Genomic DNA, 19,669 nt, shown 5'->3' on the forward strand with positions numbered 1-19,669 from the left:
TTTTAAGTTAGACACTGGAACCCCTTTAAAAGAAATTAAAAAATCTTTTTGCGCAGAAAGTAGGAGAAGCCGAAAATCCTATAAAGAGTAGGTATTAATTTTAAATTTTATATTATGAAAAAGTTATTTTTAATTCCGATTATGGCACTTCTGGTTGTATTAGGCATGTCCTTTACAAACTTGGGAAGCGAAATTGAAGAGCAACCTGAAATAGTTGCTAATGATTACGTATATGATAATGGTAATTGGCGAGCCATTCCGGAACAGCAATGTACCGGTGGTACTGAGACCTGTAAGGTTCAATTTGGGCAGGACGGTCCTGTATATGATTTATATGACGAAATGAGCCTGAACTCTCTGAAAGAAAGTAGTGTTGATGGAGAGCCAATTATAATTCAACTTTAATAGTTGTTTAAATTGTATGAGAGCACATTGGTGATTTTTTACCAATGTGCTTTTTTAAATAAAATCATAAGTAACACTAATAAATCTTTTCCTCAGGAAGAACCAAAAATGTTTGTTGATTCGTTACACTGAGGTAATTTCTAATAGCCTCATTAACCTCCTCCAAGGATATGAAATTTTGTAAAAGAGAAGGATACTGCAATATCCAGTCTTCCGGATCTTCTTTGTTTTTAATCGATTCTTTCAGGTACTCAGGCCAAAAATTGAAATATCCAAAACTATTGATTACCTGTTGATGCTTATTTATTTGTAATTTTATTTTGGTATCTAACCATTCTTGGTCTACTCCGGTTTCCCGTAATTTTAAAAATTCATCCTCCGCATATCCAAGCATATTTTGTTCGTACCCCAATTCGCTATCAAAATCTATTAGAAACGTATATATCCCATTCTTCTTGTCTATCCAGAATCCGCTTGCTCCGGGAGAATAAGAACCTATTCTCAATCTTTTAAAAACCCTCTCATTAAGAGCGTGCTTAATAACTTCCAAAATAGCTTGTGTTTTAATATCTACCGGAACCTTTATTGGATAATAAATTTCTGCCAAAGCCTGATCCAGGTTTTTTAATCTAATCGTATCATTCCTCTTTCTTATACTGAACTTTTTAGAAACCTGCTGTGGATTATCTTCATTTCCGGAAACTGGTAATGTCTCAAGATACTTACTTATTTGCTTAAGCAAAGTTTCAGAATTAAAGTCTCCCGTTAGGATGAAAGAATAATTCTTAAAATCGGAAAAGTGATTTATATATTCACGAAGTATAAGATCTCTGCTTAAAGTATCTAAAATTTCTTGTTCATTGAAGGGGTAATTAGGGTGCCAAATTTTTTCAATTTCACTTCGAAAAAAATCTGAACTTCCTCTAACTGCATTTTTAGATTTTTCTTTCCTTTTCCAGAAAGAAAAAGCAGCCGTATCCTTATCAGGTTCCTGTATTTTTAAAAACAATAATTTAAAAAAATCATCTAAATTCTCTTTTTGAAATTTTCCTTCTATAAGAAAATCATTGTCTTCAGTCCGAAATTGAAGTTTCATATTACGTTTTTGTAAATAATGATCCACCTGAAACTTATTAAATTCTGCGGTCCCGGCGTAAGAGGCATAGGAATGAGCCACTATTTTCGGTATTACATCATTTTTCTTTTTACCTGTGTTTAGTGGTTGAAAACCCAAAACTTCAATTTGGTTTTTAAATTCATCTGATCTTGGTTTGGTTGGTTTTAGCCAAACATCAATACCATTGTTTAGCTTTACCCGGGTTACCCCAATTAGATTTGTTGATGGTTTATTTGTAGTACTATTCACATATTTAAGGTCAATACTATCTGCCAGATCCATTTTTAATATTGGGGGATTGAAAGAGATTGGCTTATCGGAAATGCTTCGGATTATATCAATTATCTTCTTCCTACCCGTTAAATATCCTTTTGGCATATTTATAAAAACAAAGTCTTTGTCTTTGAGGAGATTGGCCTTCTGGTTAGCAAAATGCTGTACCTCATTTACTTTTATATTGGTTAAAATATTTTGAAGTTTTGCTTGTCTAGTAGGAGAAGGTGCCGCCGATCCTCTAATAAAATTATCAAGGTAAGCCTCAGCCAAGCCAAAGTTCTTTTCGTACGTCTGAATAAATTCTGATTCTAAGACGCTCCTGGCATCCTTTATTTCCTGTTCTGTTATCTTTGAAAATAATGATTTAAATGCAGTTAGGGCAGAACTTATCTTTTTATCTATTTCCTCAGGATTCTCATTTAAATTCACCTGTAGGGAAGATACCAATATTTGATTATAATAAGAGTTAGAAACCGTATGTGTATTCGTATAATTTGAGAATGGAGGATAATACTGGGTTTGAATATTCTGTGACCGCTTTAGCGTTATATGATTGACAATTTTTTGCAAAAACGATTGGTGAAAATCCCTTTCTGATATTTTGTTGTAGTCATGATTTTTCTCTTTAGTAAACATAATTAGCCTGCTCCCGTCATCAATACTGTCCTGAAATGAATCATATTGGTTTTCACCTTCCAGCTGAATATGAAATCTTTTTAGAATATTCTCATAATTCTTGTCTCCATCCAGTTTCTTTATTCCAGAGAAATTTTTCTCAACCAGAGCCTGAATACTGTCTGGATCAATATCTCCAACGATAATCGCGGCTTGCATATCTGGCCGATACCAATCTTTATAGAACTCTTTTAATAAGTCCATATTAAAACGGGTAATATTCTTTGCTATTCTTTCTTCAGAATACATAGGAAGATTAGCATTCTGCAACATGATTTTTCTATATCTTTTATTCAACCAATCCCTATACGGATCTTTGCTTCTCATTTCACCTAGAACCGCACCGCGTTGTATTCCAACCTGGTGCGAGTCAAACTTTAATTGGCTGCTCCAGGATTTTAGGGCATCCATTCCCAATCCTAATTTTTCCTTATTAGCATCGGGAATTATTATCTGATATTTCGTTACAATTTGTCCTGTTTGGCCTCGAGAATTCATGCCGACACTTTCTATCATAGCTTCGAAATCTTTTGGATTCCTGTTGAATAAAACCACATGTTCAAGCAGATGGGCGTAACCTTCCTGAGATCGTTTCTCGAAAAAAGATCCTGCCTTTACGGCAAGCTTCATATAAACCTCTTTATCTTGATGCTGGCTTTTCTTTATATAATAAGTGAAGCCATTTTTCAGTTTTCCATACCTAACGGTAGTGTCTAATGGAATAGGATTATCAGATAAATCATGCAAAAATGTTTGGGCGTCAACATTATAAATATTGAATGAAAGTAATCCGAAGATTAGCAGATATTTAAATTTATTAATATCCATCATTCTGAGTTAAATTTGGGTTTTTAATAAGCTCCTGTGATGGGATTGGATAAAAAATATCAGTAGGCTCCCAGTTCTGGCTGGTTCCAAAAATGTTTTGGATTCTTTCGCTTCTTTTAAGGTCTAGCCATCGGTGGCCCCATTCTGTAAATAGTTCTTTCCTTCTTTGCAAGAATATTTCGTTAAGTAACCCCTCCTCAGTGATACTGGGTTGTAGCATTTGAAAATCTTCCAAGTTAGCTCGCGAACGAATTATATTTAAATCATTTAAGGCTTCTGATAGATTTCCCTGTTTGGTTCTCGCTTCAGCTCTTATTAAATATTGTTCTGCTAAGCGTAAAACCATCGAATACTCAACAATTGGAAATTCGGAACTTGCTGTTATTTTATATTTATGAGCGAAATAGGCGTTCTTTGATTGATTAAAACCAATCCAGTCTTCAAGGCGTTTATCTCCTTGCTGAAAAGTTTGTACGAAATCATCCCTGAGTTGGATACTGGCAAAAAATGAAAAGAAAGGATCAATAACGAATATACTTCCATCATTGGTATTAGTTGCAATACCTCCGCCCCCTATGGGAGAGATCTGCCATATTGCTTCGTCGCTATTAGCCAGGAAAACTGTATTAAGACTATCCAGTATTTTATAGGTGGAAGATTCATTGATGACCTCAGTACTAAACCTTTCTGCCGTTTGCCAGTCTTCCAGATATAAATAAACCCTTGCCAAAAGTGCTTTAGCCGCAGATTTATTGACAGTCGTTCGTTCACCAGTACGATATGAAGATTGTAAAATTTCAGCAGATAATTCAAGATCTTCAATTACCTGTTGGTATACGGTTTCAATATTTGATTTTTCGGTAAGTGCATTTTCCTCATAGTCGGTAGTGAGAATTAGAGGCACTGATCCAAATAGGTTTACTAGGTTGAAATAGGTAAAAGCTCTTACAAAACGTGCTTCTCCTTCTAGTTGTAAAAGTAATTCTCCATCTATATTTTCTGCGCTTTCCAGTCCTTCTAGAAATGAATTGGTCATATAGATCATATTATATGCGCTTGTCCATAACTCCAGATTGTAGGAATTCTCAGGATTGATTTGGTGTTCTTCGAATTCCATCCGTTCCAAATTGGAAGTATTTATGTTCCTAATATTATCAGAGGATAAGCCTGACAGTACTGTGATACTGTTTCGCGAGCCATTGGAAAAAGAGGATTGATACAGCTCATTATAAATACCCGTCATTGCGCTTATTATCGTTTGCTCACTATTGAAAACCTGACTTCGGACAAGTTTATCCGTCGGCTCATCTATAGATACCAGCTCTTCACAGGAAATATTAAATCCTATAGCCAGAGCCAAGATTATTTTTGTAATTATTTTATAAGATTTCATTTTATTGATTTTAAAAATTTAACTGTAATCCTCCTGAGATTGTCCTAAGATTATTTATAGAAGCACCTCCAAACGGAGACTCCGGGTCTAAACCTTCATAAGAGGTTAGGGTAAAAAGATTCTGACCATTTAGAAAAAGTTGGAACTGTTCTAATTTCAGTTTACTAGCCAAATTTTTCAGATTATAAGAAGCTGAGATTGTTTTTAGACGTATAAATGAAGCATCCTGATTAAAAACAGAACTATTAATAGCATTGCTATAAGCCAGGCTACCTTCGTTAGATTGAGTGGGCCTTTGGTAATTACTGTTATTCAAATAAGATGTAAGAATATTTCTAGGTCTTCCTGCGTTTAAGAAGGATAGCCTTCCAGGTTGTTTTACAAATTCCAGTAAAAATTGTAGGTTTAAACCTTTATAAGTAAAATCATTTCTAAGTCCTCCATAGAATGTTCTATTACGGTCTTCGAGAAGCGTTTTGTCTTCTATATTTAATCTTCCATCTTCATTTACGTCCTGAAATGTATATAAACCACTTTCAGGATCAAGCCCTGTATAATTATAATTAAAAGTGATATTTAAAGGGTAGCCCACTTTATAAACATTGGCGTAGGAAGACTGATCTATATCAGGATAACGAATCAACTCATTTTTAGGAATACTAAGGTTGAAGGAAGTATTCCAACTAAAACTATCTGAATTGATGTTGTAGGAAGTCAACTCTATTTCAAAGCCTCTATTTTCAACTGTGGCCGGGAGATTTGCCTGAACAACTCCGAATCCTGTAGTGACAGGAAGGGGATAGCCAACAAGCTGATTGGAAGAACGATTGCGATACCAACTCAATCCAAGATTTAAACGATCATCCAAAAAACCTAGTTCAAGTCCTGCTTCCAGCTTTTTATTTACTTCCCAGGAATAATCCGGATTAGCCAGAGAGGTTGGGTATAAACCTCCGGGCCCACGGGTAGCTTCATAGGCATCTAAATATCCGTAATCTCCAATTTGATCATTCCCGGTAGTACCGTAGCTCCCTCTTAATTTTCCAAAAGATAAAAAGGGGAGGAAACCCTGTACAAAGCTTTCTTCAGAAAATATCCACGCTGTCCCTATAGCTCCAAAATTTGCGAAACGATTATTGGGACCAAAGCGACTTGAGCCATCTCTTCTACCGGTAAGATTGAGATAATACTTAGCATCCCAGTTTAAACCAAGTCTGGAAAATAAAGCAGCATAACGGTATTCGGTATTTGAAGTCTGTGCGTTAACGATACTCTCGGCAGCAGCGAGATTACCTATTAGAGCTTCTGAAGCATAACCAATACCCTCCAGACTCTGTCTGGTGAAGTTTTCTGTCTGTAGTGTCCCACCAAGTATAAAATTGGTTTCAAGTTTTCCCAGATTTGTGGTGTAATTAAGTTGAGGCTCAATAATCCAGGAGTTTCTCTGTGTGGCAAGGTCGGCAGATCTGTTTATTGTATTTTCTGCAGGGTTATAGGATCTTGAAGGTAACTTTCGAGATTCGTCAGTGAGATAGTTGGTAAAACCCAAACTGGTTTTAAGATGAAGACCCTTTAAAACTTCATAGGAAAGATTAATATTGGCTATCAAACTTTTGGTTTGGATATCACTGAAATTGAAATATCCTTCTAAAGGATTGTCAATACCTGCATTACTCCAGTCTTCCCAATTCAATGAACCATCAGGATTAAATATAGTGGGCGCGTTTGGGGGTAGTAGATAAACAGATGGTCCCAGGCTTATGTTACCTGCAAGTTCATTTTTATCCAGACCATAGTTTATGGAAGCTCCTAATTTAAACTTTCTATTATCTGAATAATGATTCAAACTAAAATTACCGGTAATTTTGTGATAATTGTAATCAGTAGGATAAACAGTACCCTGCTTAAAATAGGAACCGCCCATTCTAAAAGAAGTAAGGTCACTTCCGCCCGTAAAATAAAGATTGGCACTGGTGGTTTTTGCCTGCCCGCCGAATAGGAAGTCCTGCCAGTCAGTATTTCTCTCTTGATCCCATAAAATTAGGTCATAGGCATTATTTTCAGTAGGCTCTGCCTCATCGTTCTGGAATGCCTGTCTCCTTACTTCTAAATATTCAGCGGTATTTAAAAGATCAAGTCTGCGGGGAACAGTTGAAACTCCGGTATAAAACCTTGCCTCTAAGTTTGTACCCGTTTTTTTACCTGTTTTAGTAGTAATAAGTACTACACCATTTGCACCCCTGGAACCATAAATTGCCGTAGCGTCAGCATCTTTTAATACTTCAATGCTTTTGATATTGTTAGGATTCAGATTATTTAAAGGATCTATCCCGGCAGAACCTACCAATGAATTGCTTTCTGTTGGTACTGAACTAATAGGTACACCGTCTATAATATATAAAGGAAAATTTCCTTCATCTCGCAAGCTATTCCTGCCTCTTATCCTTATACTTGAGGCAGTACCAGGATTTATACCCCCGGAAGTAATTTCGACTCCGGCCATCCTACCCTGTAAAGCCTGAAGAGGACTTACTACAGGTTGATTCTCTATTTCCTCAGCCGTAACCCTTGAGATATTACCTGTACGTTCTCGGCGTTTTACGGTATAGTACCCGGCATTGATAAGAACTTCATTCAAAGAGGCGATATCTTCTTTTAAAACAACATTTATGCTAGATTGATTACCCACGGCAATCTCACGAGATTTAAAACCTATAAATGAAAATATAAGTGTATCCTCAGGGTTTGCCTTTATCGCATAAGTTCCTTCTGATGTGGTAACCTCACCAAAACGTTTATTTTTAATAAAAACGGTTACTCCTTCTAATGGCTCGCCTTCAGGTCCAGACACCTTTCCAGTAATTTCCTGTTGATAAAAGTAAGTAGGAGAGGAGGGTGTTGCAGCCTTAGCCTCACCCATCGCCAAAAGCACCAATAGGGCGATGGCTAGTAGAAACATGATAATAAGCATGCTCCTCTTGTAAAAATTTTTCATAATTTTACATTAGTTAAATGAAACATTTGTTTTATTAAAGCTTAGGCCTTCCCCTCCAGACGCCAATCTTAAGGGAAGGCTTCCTTGCTTTTACCCGTCAAAACGAGTGTTCACTTTTCTTTTTTCCATATGCAATTTTTTAATTGGCTAAACAAACTATTAAATTGGAGCAAAAAAGGCATCCTTTCCCTAAATATGAAGTTCCCAGCCCCCTTCTCCCTAAGGTATGAGGAGGCTCCCAGCCCAACTTGCCGTTTAGTAATAGGGATACCGCGGCAACCCACGGGATTGTTTAAGAGATTTTTCCTGCTCCCGCAAGCTAGGAATTAGTGAATACAGCTGCGATATTGCAACCGTTGACCGCTTTGGCCTGAAATAAATTATAGTGTGGGTTAGTTTATTAAGTATCAAAAACCGGCCCTGCTAATCTAAGAACGCAAATTTTGATTTGCACGAATAAGGAAAACCTATTACATTTATAGCATTGCGAATAACCGTATAATGTAGTGTCTTAACCCTTCTAGCAATGCCTGTTTATTTTGCACAGGTAGCGGACCGGTATAACCAGGCAAAGGGCATGGCTTTTTGCTGCCGGTTAAGCCCTCATTATTCTGGGGCGCATTTGATGTTTTTTGATATAGGTTGTAAAGATCGGGGTTGGAACTTAAGACTATGGTACGAGGCAAAACCTTTTGCCGGTATACTACCGTAGAAGTGCTCTAATTGGTCTGTTCTTATCGTTTTCATAGTTTTCGAAATTATGTAAACGATGTGTACTCAAGAAGCTTAAAAAGGACGTTTATTGGTAGAAAAACCAATAAAGCGAGCCTCAATGCTTTGAACGTGGTACCGTCAAGAACCTCCAAGCTGAAACTTGGTTCCCCAAAGACTTACATGAGACACGCCATATTGGTTTATATCACGAAGATACAAAATCCAATAGATAGCGAGCTCACGGTCTACTCATAGGGAAAATTGACGGTTTTCGTTTATGAGTGACATCGTATTAAGAGAGAGTTGAAAACTCTTTCTGTTAATTGTCGCTTATATAACTGAAACAAAGATAATAACAAAAATTAAACGCTCCAAATAATCGGAGCATATTTATGCAAAATTTTTCAGTTAAAATATCCAGACTTGACTACGAGATAATAAATCGGGTTCGAAAATTACGTGAGAAAAAGGGTATTTCTCAACGTGAGTTAAGTGAACTTATGAATTTAAGTAAAAGCTTTGTGGGAAAAGTTGAGGCTTTAGGACAACCCGACAAATACAGTATAAGACATTTAGCTTTAATTGCAAAAGCCTTAAAACTGAAATCTTTATACCAACTTTTGCCAAAGTTCATTCCAAAAGAAGATATTATTGAGATAAAATATCAAAAAATCCCAAAGAAAAATAAGGATGGGAATGAAAGTAAGCAATTAGAAGAAAGAATAATAAAAATACACTCTATCTGATAATCCATTCTTTTTCAAGACCTAGGGAAATAGGTGTTTCTTTTGCCTTTGTATTCTGATTCAATTGGAAAATCTGATTTAGCTCAATTTTCCAAGCTCTTCAGGTTATACTATTATATTTTCTGTTCCTTTAACGTTTTTCTGTAACTTCCTTTGATTTTAATATTTTTTAAAACTGCGTTTATCCGGAATATTTACCTTTAAAAGGTAAATCACTAAGAATATAACGGGTTACATACAATGCCTCAAAAAAAAAGACTATAGAATCCAATCTATAGTCAAGTTAATATATCATTTTAAATCTTCCTAAATACTATCCTACGTTAATAGGTGAATTGATATTCCTTTTCATAATTTTAATATTTAATAGTTGATATATAGGTTGCAAATAACGTGCTATTTATATTTAAATATAATAAAATTCAATTATAATTTTCTAAATAAAATCATAAACCCTTGATTTTTAAAAATTAAGCCGTTATAGTTCGCCTTCAATACATTATGCGAGTTTGTGGATTTTAAATTATGAGTCCATTTACCTAATACACCAAAATCGACCCAATCAATATGCAAATTTTTAGGATAGGTAATTCGTACATTAAACATTTTATATAACCAAGATGCAGAGTGAGAACTAAATGGATTGCTATCTAGATTATAAATTGTGGTGTCTTTTCTAGTAATTTTAATTTCATCATTTGACGTTGGAATATGATATTTAAAATCAATCGATAAAGCTTTCTCAGTTCTAGTTGTCTTCAAAAATCCCTTTTCTTTAACGTCTTCTAGAACTTCATCATTAATTTTAATTTCTTCCAAATTATATTGGGTTCTACCATTATCATTTGGAGGAAGAGGAATAATTGAACTGAAATAATATTTAAATCCATCAGGATCATCAACAACAATATCGGTGTCTAATTCAATTTCTGCTTTTATATAATCTGGATACTCATCGATAAATTCATACGTAGCATCCATATCAAATCTTTTATAGAAATACTCTTGATCAAAAGGCAAATAATACTTTTTTATAGTATTAAAAACTTTCTTGTTGATAGTATGAAATTTTTGTTTACATAATGCCTCCGAAACTCTAATCCAAATATCATCTAAATCATTTCTATTCTCTAAATGTTCAGATGAATAAATAACACTCCTTAGTTCATCCTTAAATATGTTAGTAAATTGATGAGATTTAGCAATTGCCATAAAGACACCACTAGAAAGAATTGTAGTTCCGGCAACTTTAAAAAATTCTCTCCATCCACCATTTTCACCAGTTTCGAATATAAGATTGGTAAAGGCAAACATTAAGAAAAAACCACCTACAATTAAGGCAACATACAATATATTATTATAGATTCCTTCAAATAATTTTTGTAAAAATTTTTTCAAATTATTTATTTTACTTGTTAACGTTAGTTGAAAGTGGCAAATATAGAGTAATGTTAATGAAAACTAAAAATATAATTTAGATATTCGGCACTATATGTAACAGCGGTTCATAACAAATTACGGGTATTGCAGAAAAAGTGTAAATTTAGAAATCAAAAAAGATAAGAATTAATCCGACAAATCCACGTTCCTACTCCCGCAACTTGTCATAACCGCAAACCGTTGTAGATAATTTTGACTCGTCCTGAATAAAGGCTACATAATTCTAAACAGTTATGTATAAAAATGACAGAGTAACAAGACGGTACAGCGAACCATTCAAATTAAAAATTTTATCAGAACTTAGTACTGGAAAATATTCTAAGTATGAATTAGGTAAACTCTACGGGATTGCCTGTTCCACCATTAATGAATGGATCAGGAAGTATGAGCGTAAAGACCTTATGAACACAAGGGTTATGATAGAAACAAAAGATGAAATAACACGGATCAAAGCACTCCAAAAAGAAATTGAGCAGCTTAAAAAATTGCTCCTTAAAAAGGATATGGATCAACTGGTCGATGATGCATACTTGGAAGTAGCTGCCCAAAAACTAGGCTATAAAAGTGTCTTGGAACTTAAAAAAAAACTAAATATCAAGCCTTAATCATAGCAAAGAAAAAAGCTAAGGGATTTGCTTCGTTAACCAAGATCTGTGATTGTTTTGATCTAAAGCGAGATGCTTACTATAAGTACAAAGACAGAGCTGATAAACGAAAAGAGATCGAACAACGTATAGTTGCTATCGTTAGGAAAAGACGCAAATCCCTTCCGCGAGAAGGTGTACGCAAACTTATGAAATCCTTAAGCCAGGACTTTGAAAATCAGCAAGTAAAAGTGGGTCGAGATACATTGTTTAATGTACTTAGAGAACATAAAATGTTGACATTGAGAAAGAAGTACAGTGCAAGGACAACCAATTCGTATCACAGGTTTTATAAGTACAATAACATTATAAAAGATTTAAAAGTGACTAGGCCTAATCAAGTATGGGTATCGGATATAACGTATATCAGAACTGTAAAAGGGTTTTGTTATCTAGCACTCATTACAGATATGCATTCAAGAAAAATTGTAGGTTATGACCTTAGTGATAGCTTGGAACTTAAAGGATGTGTGAGAGCCCTTAACAAGGCGATTTATCAAGCCAAAAACATCAAGGGGCTCATACACCATTCAGACAGAGGAATACAGTATTGCAGCAATGTGTATACGCAAATCCTTAAAAGAAAAAAGATAGGCATTAGTATGACTGAAGAAAACCATTGCTACGAAAACGCTATGGCTGAACGTGTAAACGGGATCCTAAAAGATGAATTCTATCTCGATCAGGTCTTCACAAACAAGGAACATGCGAAAAGAGCAGCAAAAAATGCCATTAAATTATATAATGAAATAAGATTACATTTATCTTTAGACTATCAAACACCTAATATGGTATATAAATTAACAGCGTAAAATCAATTTTAACCTGTAGCCATATTTCAGGACAAGACACAACCGTTACATTTTGAAATAAGTGAGCTTTACTATGATGAAAGTGATTCTTTCAAGGTGAAATATCGTTATAAACCTGTATCAACATTTTCAGGATCTGATTACGTAGAATTAATTTCTTCATATGGCTCGGATGGAGCACGTCCAAATGATTATAAAATTTTAACCAAGCTGACGATAGAAGTAGATTAATCTTAAAAACAGCTCACAACAAAGATTCATCGTAAATAGACGGCAGCGTTAGAAATAAATTAATTAAATTGACCTGAGTTCAATAACTTAACGCAACAAATCATAACTTTAGATTTGCTGTATGGAACTAAAAAAACATCAGCGATTCATAAAACAGTATATTTTTAAATATTTCCGTATGGATTTTTAAAACTCTGATTTTTTATTTTATCAGATGTCTTTCGGCGACGTCTAAGATTCGTAAAGTATTCCAATCCTACAATGATTATTTATGATGAACTTTTCGCAACATCTTCTACACGCTTTGCGGTATCAGCTTTATTTAGACTTAACCTTACAATACTATCTATTAAGGCCGTAAGATCGTGAGACACATTGGCTTCTAAAGCGAGTAAATCACCTTTATTTACAGTATAAACTTCCCCGTTAACACCAAAATCAATGCTGCCTTCAAATATTTCCACCACTATGGGAAACGGCGTATGGTGCTTTTTCATGACCTGACCTTTTTTAAAGACAATCCTTATTTCTTTACCGGTGTGGGTATCCAGTAATACGTTGATAACAGGATGTTTTTCATTATATTCAAGATTGTTTGTTAAAGATGCTGTTTTCATAAATCTGGTTTTTCTTATTTAAATTATTTCTGTGAATTCTTCCCTGCTTTTAGAAAACAGGTTTAATTTTCTTTACCTAAAAACTGGCGTAAAACGTATTGTAAAATCCCACCGTTTTGATAGTACTCTATTTCGATGTTAGAATCTAATCTGGCAATAGCCAAAAATTCAATTTTTTGACCTTCTTTATTTTCAACGGTTACCTGCAATTCTTTTCGCGGTTCTAATCCTTCTGAAATGCCTAAAATCGTGAAGCTCTCTTCCCCGGAAACACCTAAGTTTTTTGCATTTTTGCCATCCTTATACTGAAGTGGAAGCACACCCATTCCCACAAGGTTACTGCGGTGGATGCGTTCATAACTTTCGGCCAAAACACATTTTATGCCTAATAGAAAGGTTCCTTTTGCGGCCCAATCGCGCGAGGAACCACTGCCATATTCTTTTCCAGCCATTACAATTAGCGGGGTTTTGTTTTCTTTATATTTTTCGGCGGCGTCGAAAACTGTCATTTCTTCACCTGAAGGAAAATAGCGGGTATAGCCACCTTCTTTTTCAGCCAGTTGGTTTTTGATTCGCACATTGGCAAAGGTGCCACGTACCATAACTTCATCATTTCCACGACGAGAGCCGTAAGAGTTAAAAGCTTTTTCCTCGACGCCGTTTTCTAACAAATATTTTCCCGCTGCCGAACTTTTACTGAAAGCTCCTGCAGGGGAAATATGGTCGGTGGTAATGCTGTCGCCCAGTACCAACAATGCCTTGGCCTTTTTAATATCCTGAAGAGCTTCCGGTTTTTCTGAAATATTTCTGAAAATCGGAATTTCTTTGATATAAGTGGAATTTTTATCCCACTTGTACACCTTATCTTCTGGCACCTGAAGGCTTCTCCATATTTCATTTCCGGCGAATATCTCCCCATAATTTTTTTCAAAATCACCGGGGGAAAGCACGTTCCTTAAAATTTCATTAATCTCATCGTTGGTGGGCCAGATGTCTTTAAGATAAACGGCTTGCTGATTTTTATCGTAACTGATAGGATCTTTCAGCATATCGATATCTACCCTTCCGGCGATGGCGTAGGCCACAACCAGCATAGGTGACATTAAAAAATTCATTTTTACCTGTGGGTGTACGCGGGCTTCAAAATTACGGTTCCCTGAAAGCACCGAGGCCACAACTAAGTCATACTCATCTACAGCATTTGATATTTGCGGTGGCAAGGGCCCGGAATTGCCTATACAGGAAGTACAGCCATAACCCACCAAATGAAATTGAAGTGCTTCCAGATCCTTCATTAAATCGGCTTTTTCCAGGTAATCGGTAACCACTTTAGAACCCGGTGCCAGGGAAGTTTTTACCCAGGGCTTAACGTCGATTCCCAATTCCCGGGCTTTTCGGGCTACCAAACCGGCACCTACCATCACAAACGGATTCGAGGTGTTGGTACAGGAAGTGATTGCTGCGATAACTACCGAACCGTCCGAAAGCATGAATTTATCCTGTCCGCGGGTAATCCAAACAGTTTTAAGAGCATTTTTATCAGCTTCTACTTTGGTATCGGGCCTTGCAGAAGGAGGTTGAGGAACAGGTTGATTTCCACCTTCAGATTTCCACCTACCAATAGAATCTTCCAGTTCCCTATTTTTAGGATGGACATATTTCCTTCCAAAAGAAGTGTGGAGTAGATCAATAAATTTATTTTTGAAATCCTTCAGAAGAATTTTGTCCTGGGGCCGCTTAGGGCCGGCAACGGTTGGTTCAATAGTAGAAACATCGAGTTCTACCACTGTCGAATATTCGATCTCTTCTTCATTTTCACGCCATAGCATATTGATTTTGCAATACTCTTCAACTAATTTCACCTGTTCTTCCTTTCGATTCGTCTGGCGCATGTAATCCAGGGTTTTATTACCAATAGGAAAGTAGGTAATGGTGCAGCCAAACTCGGGGGACATATTTCCAATGGTAGCTCGATCGGGAACGGAAAGATGATCCAGTCCTGGACCAAAAACTTCCACAAATTTGCCCACAACCCCGTGTTTTCGAAGTAAATTGGCAATATTCAGAACCAAATCGGGAGAGGTAGAGCCCAAAGGTAATTTCCCGGTGAGTTTAAGGCCTACCACTTCGGGCATTATAAAATAAATGGGTTGACCTAAAATAGCGGCTTCAGCTTCAATTCCGCCAACTCCCCAGCCAACAACTCCAATACCATTTACCATCGGGGTATGGCTATCTGTGCCTACCAACGTATCCGGAAAAACTTTTCCATCCCTTTTTACCACTCCCTGCGCAAGATGTTCGAGGTTTACCTGATGGCAAATTCCCATTCCCGGAGGCACTACACTGAAATTATCAAAATTTTGCTGCGCCCATTTTAGAAACTGGTATCGCTCCTGGTTGCGTTTGTATTCTTCTTCCATATTCCGTTTATAGGAATAATTTGTCCCGAAATAATCTACTTGCACCGAGTGATCTACTATCAAATCCACGGGGATGAGAGGGTTAATACGATCTGCATTTTTACCTTTTCTTGCAACTTCTGCTCTTAAGGCGGCAAGGTCAACCACTGCAGGTACCCCGGTAAAATCCTGCATAAGCACACGTGCAGGTTTAAAAGGAATATCCTGTTCTGATGCTTGCGGCTTCCAGTTCAGGAGGATTTCTATATGTTCTTTGGTTACCGAGAAACCATCGAAGTTACGCAGGGCATTTTCTAATAATATGCGAATTGAGAAGGGAAGTGACTTTATTTTATGTCCTTGCTTCTCCAATTCTTGAAGGCTGAAATAAGTTATATTTCCCCCTTTTAATTTAAATGATTTCCGGGTTTGGAATGGATCGTTGGACATAGTTGTTAATTTTTAGGTTGCTATCAGAAGCTGTTCTCTATTTTTTACATTATGACGATTTTATAAGGCGTTCAATACCTCTTTTAAAACCACCGCCTGGTTGTGTTCTTTATCTTTGGCCCCGTATAAAAGACATACCCGTTTATCTTGCGCCATTTCTTTAATGCGCTCCAAATCTTCTTGTTTGTTTTTTAGCTCTTTTTTATAGCGCTTTGTAAATTCATCAAATTTGTCCGGGTCGTGATCAAACCATTTTCGAAGTTCATCTGAAGGTGCCAGATCTTTATTCCATTCATCTAATTGCGCATCTTCCTTTGACACAGCTCGCGGCCAGATTCTATCAACGAGTAACCTATAACCATCGTTGTTCGCTACATCGTCATAAACCCGCTTTGTCTTGATTTTTAATTTCTGGCTCATGATTCGGTTTTTAAATTTGTAAGATTTTCAGGAATGGATACATCAATTTTTCAGAATATTTTGTGCATTATTTATTGCTTAAAATTTATTTCAGAATCTGTTGCCATAATAGCAATGGCTTTAAAATCCTGTATAATCTCCAGGCTGTGTTCCACTCCGGCCGGGATAATAAATACAGCCCCCTGCTTTAGCCTATGGTCTACATTTGGCATTTTTAACAGGGCCTCGCCCTCCTGAACAACAATTACAGCTTCTTTTGTGGTATGGTGCGGTGGCATGCTCCATCCCGTTAAAGCAGTAACCTGTAATGTTTTTAAAGAACTTCCTTTATCCAGGGGCGTTAATTCGGGTTTTTGTATTGGTTCCATATTTATATCTTTATTTTATCTTCCACTAACGAATCTTCTTTTGTCCATAAGGAAGGGAAGAATTTTCGCTGCTGAAATTTAGGGTGCAGATATTTTTTCCACTCTGAACCTCCGGTGGCCGCTTTATTTTCCCCTTTTTTGTCAAGATAATGTTGCGCGGTATTAAGGTGAACAAGGGGCCATTCTATGTTGTAAAGTTTATCGAACTCCAATAACTTTTTTTGTAATGCTTCGGAAGGCTTTTTAAGCATCAGAAATTGTTCTTCCAGGCTTTGACCTTTTACTTTCTTGGCTAGTGTAATTAAGCTGTCGAGATATTTTTCTTCAAACTGAAGCATAGTCAGGGTTTTGTCACCTGTTTTTTTGTTGATACCAGCTTTCTTCCAATAAATATTTTCAAAATAATCTTCTGTGGAAGGGGAGCCAGGCAACTGTTTTTTTTCTTCCTGTTTTACCAGGTTTTCCAGTTTGGTACAATAAATTTCAATATATCTAAATTGCACACTTTGGAACCCGCTTGCGGGCGCCAAGGCAGTTCTAAAGCGGTTATAATCCTCATAATCCATCCCATCTTTCATAATATCAAAGGAGTTGATGAGCATGCTTACATAGCGGTTCATCCTGTTAATTTTATCCAGCCATATTTCTTCGGAAAAACTATCGGTTTCAACCAGTTGTTTGATTTCGTGAAGCAGCATTTTTAACAGAAGCTCGGTCATTTGATGGTACATAATAAAGATTTCTTCATCTTTAAAATTGGTACGGGGCCTTTGCAGGGATAAAAGTGTTTCCACCCCAATATAATCCCAATAATTGATAGGTTTGGAATGCAATAGCCCTTCTAAATAGCTTTCAGGATTCTCGCCTAATTCGCTATATTTTTGTGCTATTTTCTGATTTATACGCGACATATTTAAATTTTAAAAAGTTTGTTTTCGAGGAAAGAGAAATCTTGACTATCGTAGTTTTATAAGAATTATATCAAAGGTTTCGAATTGGTTTGTTGATAATGGGCAATTTTAAGCTGGAACATTTCGGCCATTTTGGTTGCCCGCCAACGGGCTTCATTCGCCTTTTCGCCATCAAATAGTTCATCCAGCGTTTTGTAGAACAAAATCAGCCACCGGTCAAAATGTTTTTTGCTAACCGGAAGGTTGGCATGGGGCATAAATGGCGCTCCGTAATAGGTATGTTCCTCCAAAAGAACCGTTTGCCAAAAAGCGTACATTTTCTCTAAATGTTTTGGCCAATTGTTTTGGATCACCTTATTAAAAATTCCTGCCAAGAGTTCATCCTGTTGTATTTTAGCATAGAAGGTGTCTACCAGTTGCTTAATATCGTCAATATTTGAAATATCTTTTTGCATCGATTTAAATTATGTTCCTCATATAGAGGTGTTTCTTTTTTAAGTCTGCATAGCTAAAAAAATGATTTATAGAGCTCCGGGCTCCAATACATGATTATATAGAATAGTCCGAAAGCCAGAAATATAATTAGCAGTGCCCACACCCAGGCAGGAATTGCTTTTGGTGTTTCAGAGCCCCTAATCACAAAAAAATCATTGGTCTCACTCCCATAGGCATTGATAGTAATAGGGATTTGAGTATCTATTATTTCATTTTCATTTAAACCAACAACCGAAATTGCCGGGCCATTTCGCACAACAAATGGAATTTCCCTAATCCCTTCAACTCCATTGGAGGATTTTGCCACAATTTTTAACTTGTGCTTTCCATCGGGTATTTTAGTACTATCAAATATAAATTTTACTGGTGGCGCAAAAGCGGCAAATGGCTTTGGGTCATCATCCAGAAATACTTTTATGATCCTATGGTCTTCCATTTTTAAAATCCTTCATTTTTTACAATATTTTTGATATGTCCCGGGTTGTTCTCTTTTGGTTTTATGAGATATTTGACGCTTAGAAACAAGGTTATTCCAACAATGATAATTGCAGACCAAATAATTATGTAATCCAATGTTCCGGATGGGCCAAAACCATGGGTAATATTTTCAAAACCTTTAGGCTGATTTTTTTTACATAGCTCACATGCAATGACATAATCAGAATTCAATAAAAACACTGCTGATAATAGAATAGTGATCTTTTTCATTTATTATTGGTTTAATTCATTGTTGATGTAATCCCTTATTTGCTTCACATCTTCTTCTGTAACAGCAGGGGCATCATTTCCCCAGCTACTCCGTTCGTGGGTCGCAACAGCGGCAACTTCGGCATTGGAAAGCTGATCGGCAAATGGGGGCATCACTCCAAATTCACTTCTTGCATCATATCCCTGAAGTATGATTTTAATAAGCATCTCTGGATTTTCATCGTTCACAAATCCGCTTCCAGCTAGTGGAGGAAAAGCTCCAGGAATACCTTTCCCATTTGCCTGGTGGCAGGCAACACAATTAGTATTATAAATTCTTGAGCCATTAAGACCAGTCTTATTATTCATATTTCCCGTTTGTATTTCTTTTAAAGCCGGGATAAATTCTGGAATACTTCCATCTTGTAACTCTGTTTGTTTTAAAGATTTTAAATAAGCTACCAGGTCTAAAGCTTCCTGCGATGCAATGATTTTTTTACCAGGTTTATTGAAAAATTCTTCAGGAATAGAGAGTTCCACATCTTTTTCGGTTACTGCAGAACTATCTACTTCTTTGAACAGCCAGGAATAGGATGGCATGATGGATTCTGAAACTACCAAACGCGGATTATACAGATGCATCAAATGCCAATCTTCACTGGGTTGACGAGCGCCAATAGTTGTTAAATCTGGGCCTGTGCGTTCACTTCCCAAAACTGATGGGGATTGTCTCCATACATCCAGGCGCTGTTTACTGTAATAATAATCTGATGGGAGGGAAGGCCTGTCACCCCACATATTATCCATTTCGATACCACGAACCTGTTGTGTATGGCAGGCAACACAGTTTTCAGAAACATAAACATGCAATCCTTTTTCTTCCTGACTTGTCAATGGTTCTTGCGATGGTATTGGGATCGTGGCCTGCATCTGATACGCAGGAACGATTGCCACAAGAATGCTTAAAGCCACAAATATGAGAAGGGCTGCAAGCACCAGGTTTTTATGTTCTTTATGAAAATTGAGCATTATTAAAAATTATA

At 36.5% G+C, this 19,669-nt stretch carries 17 protein-coding genes; 4 read left to right on the plus strand and 13 right to left on the minus strand.

Translation table 11 applies throughout. From position 1 onward, the window contains the following. Positions 1–114: 114 nt before the first annotated feature. Positions 115–405 (plus strand): DUF6520 family protein, encoded by a 291-nt coding sequence (locus GFO_RS06435; protein WP_011709266.1) that lies wholly within the window; start codon positions 115–117, stop codon positions 403–405. Between the two features lie 76 nt (positions 406–481). On the opposite strand, the gene GFO_RS06440 is transcribed toward GFO_RS06435, so the two are convergent. Genes GFO_RS06440 through GFO_RS06450 form a run of 3 tightly spaced genes read right to left on the minus strand, consistent with a single transcriptional unit; the run spans position 482 to position 7,689 of the window. Then, positions 482–3,304, minus strand: coding sequence for a M16 family metallopeptidase (locus tag GFO_RS06440; protein ID WP_011709267.1), 2,823 nt, complete (start codon positions 3,302–3,304; stop codon positions 482–484). Further along, the gene (locus GFO_RS06445) at positions 3,291–4,694 is read right to left on the minus strand and encodes a RagB/SusD family nutrient uptake outer membrane protein (RefSeq protein WP_011709268.1); all 1,404 of its coding nucleotides are present in this window, start codon (positions 4,692–4,694) and stop codon (positions 3,291–3,293) included. Before GFO_RS06445 ends, GFO_RS06440 begins: the two co-directional genes overlap by 14 nt. 10 nt (positions 4,695–4,704) lie before the next feature. Then, positions 4,705–7,689: a SusC/RagA family TonB-linked outer membrane protein gene (locus GFO_RS06450; RefSeq protein ID WP_011709269.1), complete on the minus strand. Its 2,985-nt coding sequence runs from the start codon at positions 7,687–7,689 to the stop codon at positions 4,705–4,707. A 1,106-nt stretch (positions 7,690–8,795) separates the two neighbouring features. Here GFO_RS06450 and GFO_RS06455 point away from each other — a divergent pair. Continuing rightward, positions 8,796–9,149 (plus strand): helix-turn-helix domain-containing protein, encoded by a 354-nt coding sequence (locus GFO_RS06455; RefSeq protein ID WP_011709272.1) that lies wholly within the window; start codon positions 8,796–8,798, stop codon positions 9,147–9,149. 426 nt (positions 9,150–9,575) lie between these two features. Here the strand turns inward: GFO_RS06455 and GFO_RS06460 are convergent, their stop codons facing one another. Further along, on the minus strand, positions 9,576–10,547 hold the full coding sequence (locus tag GFO_RS06460) for a hypothetical protein (RefSeq protein ID WP_011709273.1): 972 nt from the start codon (positions 10,545–10,547) through the stop codon (positions 9,576–9,578). 275 nt (positions 10,548–10,822) lie between these two features. Between GFO_RS06460 and GFO_RS06465 the strand changes: the two genes are divergently transcribed. Beyond that, positions 10,823–11,194, plus strand: a complete 372-nt coding sequence (locus GFO_RS06465) for a transposase (RefSeq protein WP_011709274.1) — start codon at positions 10,823–10,825, stop codon at positions 11,192–11,194. A 2-nt stretch (positions 11,195–11,196) separates the two neighbouring features. Further along, positions 11,197–12,045, plus strand: a complete 849-nt coding sequence (locus tag GFO_RS06470; protein WP_041250040.1) for an IS3 family transposase — start codon at positions 11,197–11,199, stop codon at positions 12,043–12,045. A gap of 500 nt (positions 12,046–12,545) precedes the next feature. On the opposite strand, the gene GFO_RS06475 is transcribed toward GFO_RS06470, so the two are convergent. The 9 genes from GFO_RS06475 to GFO_RS06515 all read right to left on the minus strand — a co-directional run bounded on the left by GFO_RS06475 (position 12,546) and on the right by GFO_RS06515 (position 19,655). Then, the gene (locus tag GFO_RS06475; RefSeq protein WP_011709276.1) at positions 12,546–12,893 is read right to left on the minus strand and encodes a cupin domain-containing protein; all 348 of its coding nucleotides are present in this window, start codon (positions 12,891–12,893) and stop codon (positions 12,546–12,548) included. A 62-nt stretch (positions 12,894–12,955) separates the two neighbouring features. Further along, the gene (gene acnA / locus GFO_RS06480; RefSeq protein ID WP_011709277.1) at positions 12,956–15,745 is read right to left on the minus strand and encodes an aconitate hydratase AcnA; all 2,790 of its coding nucleotides are present in this window, start codon (positions 15,743–15,745) and stop codon (positions 12,956–12,958) included. Positions 15,746–15,805: 60 nt separating this feature from the next. Next, positions 15,806–16,165, minus strand: a complete 360-nt coding sequence (locus GFO_RS06485) for a DUF488 domain-containing protein (protein WP_011709278.1) — start codon at positions 16,163–16,165, stop codon at positions 15,806–15,808. Between the two features lie 71 nt (positions 16,166–16,236). Next, positions 16,237–16,533, minus strand: a complete 297-nt coding sequence (locus GFO_RS06490; RefSeq protein WP_011709279.1) for a cupin domain-containing protein — start codon at positions 16,531–16,533, stop codon at positions 16,237–16,239. A 2-nt stretch (positions 16,534–16,535) separates the two neighbouring features. Next, a complete protein-coding gene (locus GFO_RS06495; protein ID WP_011709280.1) occupies positions 16,536–17,444 on the minus strand; it encodes a tryptophan 2,3-dioxygenase family protein in 909 nt (302 codons plus the stop codon). A 65-nt stretch (positions 17,445–17,509) separates the two neighbouring features. Continuing rightward, a complete protein-coding gene (locus GFO_RS06500) occupies positions 17,510–17,899 on the minus strand; it encodes a group III truncated hemoglobin (RefSeq protein ID WP_011709281.1) in 390 nt (129 codons plus the stop codon). A 53-nt stretch (positions 17,900–17,952) separates the two neighbouring features. Next, complete coding sequence (locus GFO_RS06505; RefSeq protein ID WP_011709282.1) at positions 17,953–18,375, minus strand: hypothetical protein; 423 nt, start codon at positions 18,373–18,375, stop codon at positions 17,953–17,955. A 2-nt stretch (positions 18,376–18,377) separates the two neighbouring features. Then, positions 18,378–18,647 carry a hypothetical protein gene (locus GFO_RS06510; RefSeq protein WP_011709283.1) on the minus strand — a complete coding sequence of 90 codons (270 nt, stop codon included), beginning with the start codon at positions 18,645–18,647 and terminating at the stop codon, positions 18,378–18,380. A gap of 3 nt (positions 18,648–18,650) precedes the next feature. Then, positions 18,651–19,655, minus strand: a complete 1,005-nt coding sequence (locus GFO_RS06515) for a cbb3-type cytochrome c oxidase subunit II (RefSeq protein ID WP_011709284.1) — start codon at positions 19,653–19,655, stop codon at positions 18,651–18,653. Positions 19,656–19,669 lie beyond the last annotated feature (14 nt).

It is taken from the genome of Christiangramia forsetii KT0803 (assembly GCF_000060345.1).
GTDB classification, from domain to species: Bacteria; Bacteroidota; Bacteroidia; order Flavobacteriales; family Flavobacteriaceae; genus Christiangramia; species Christiangramia forsetii.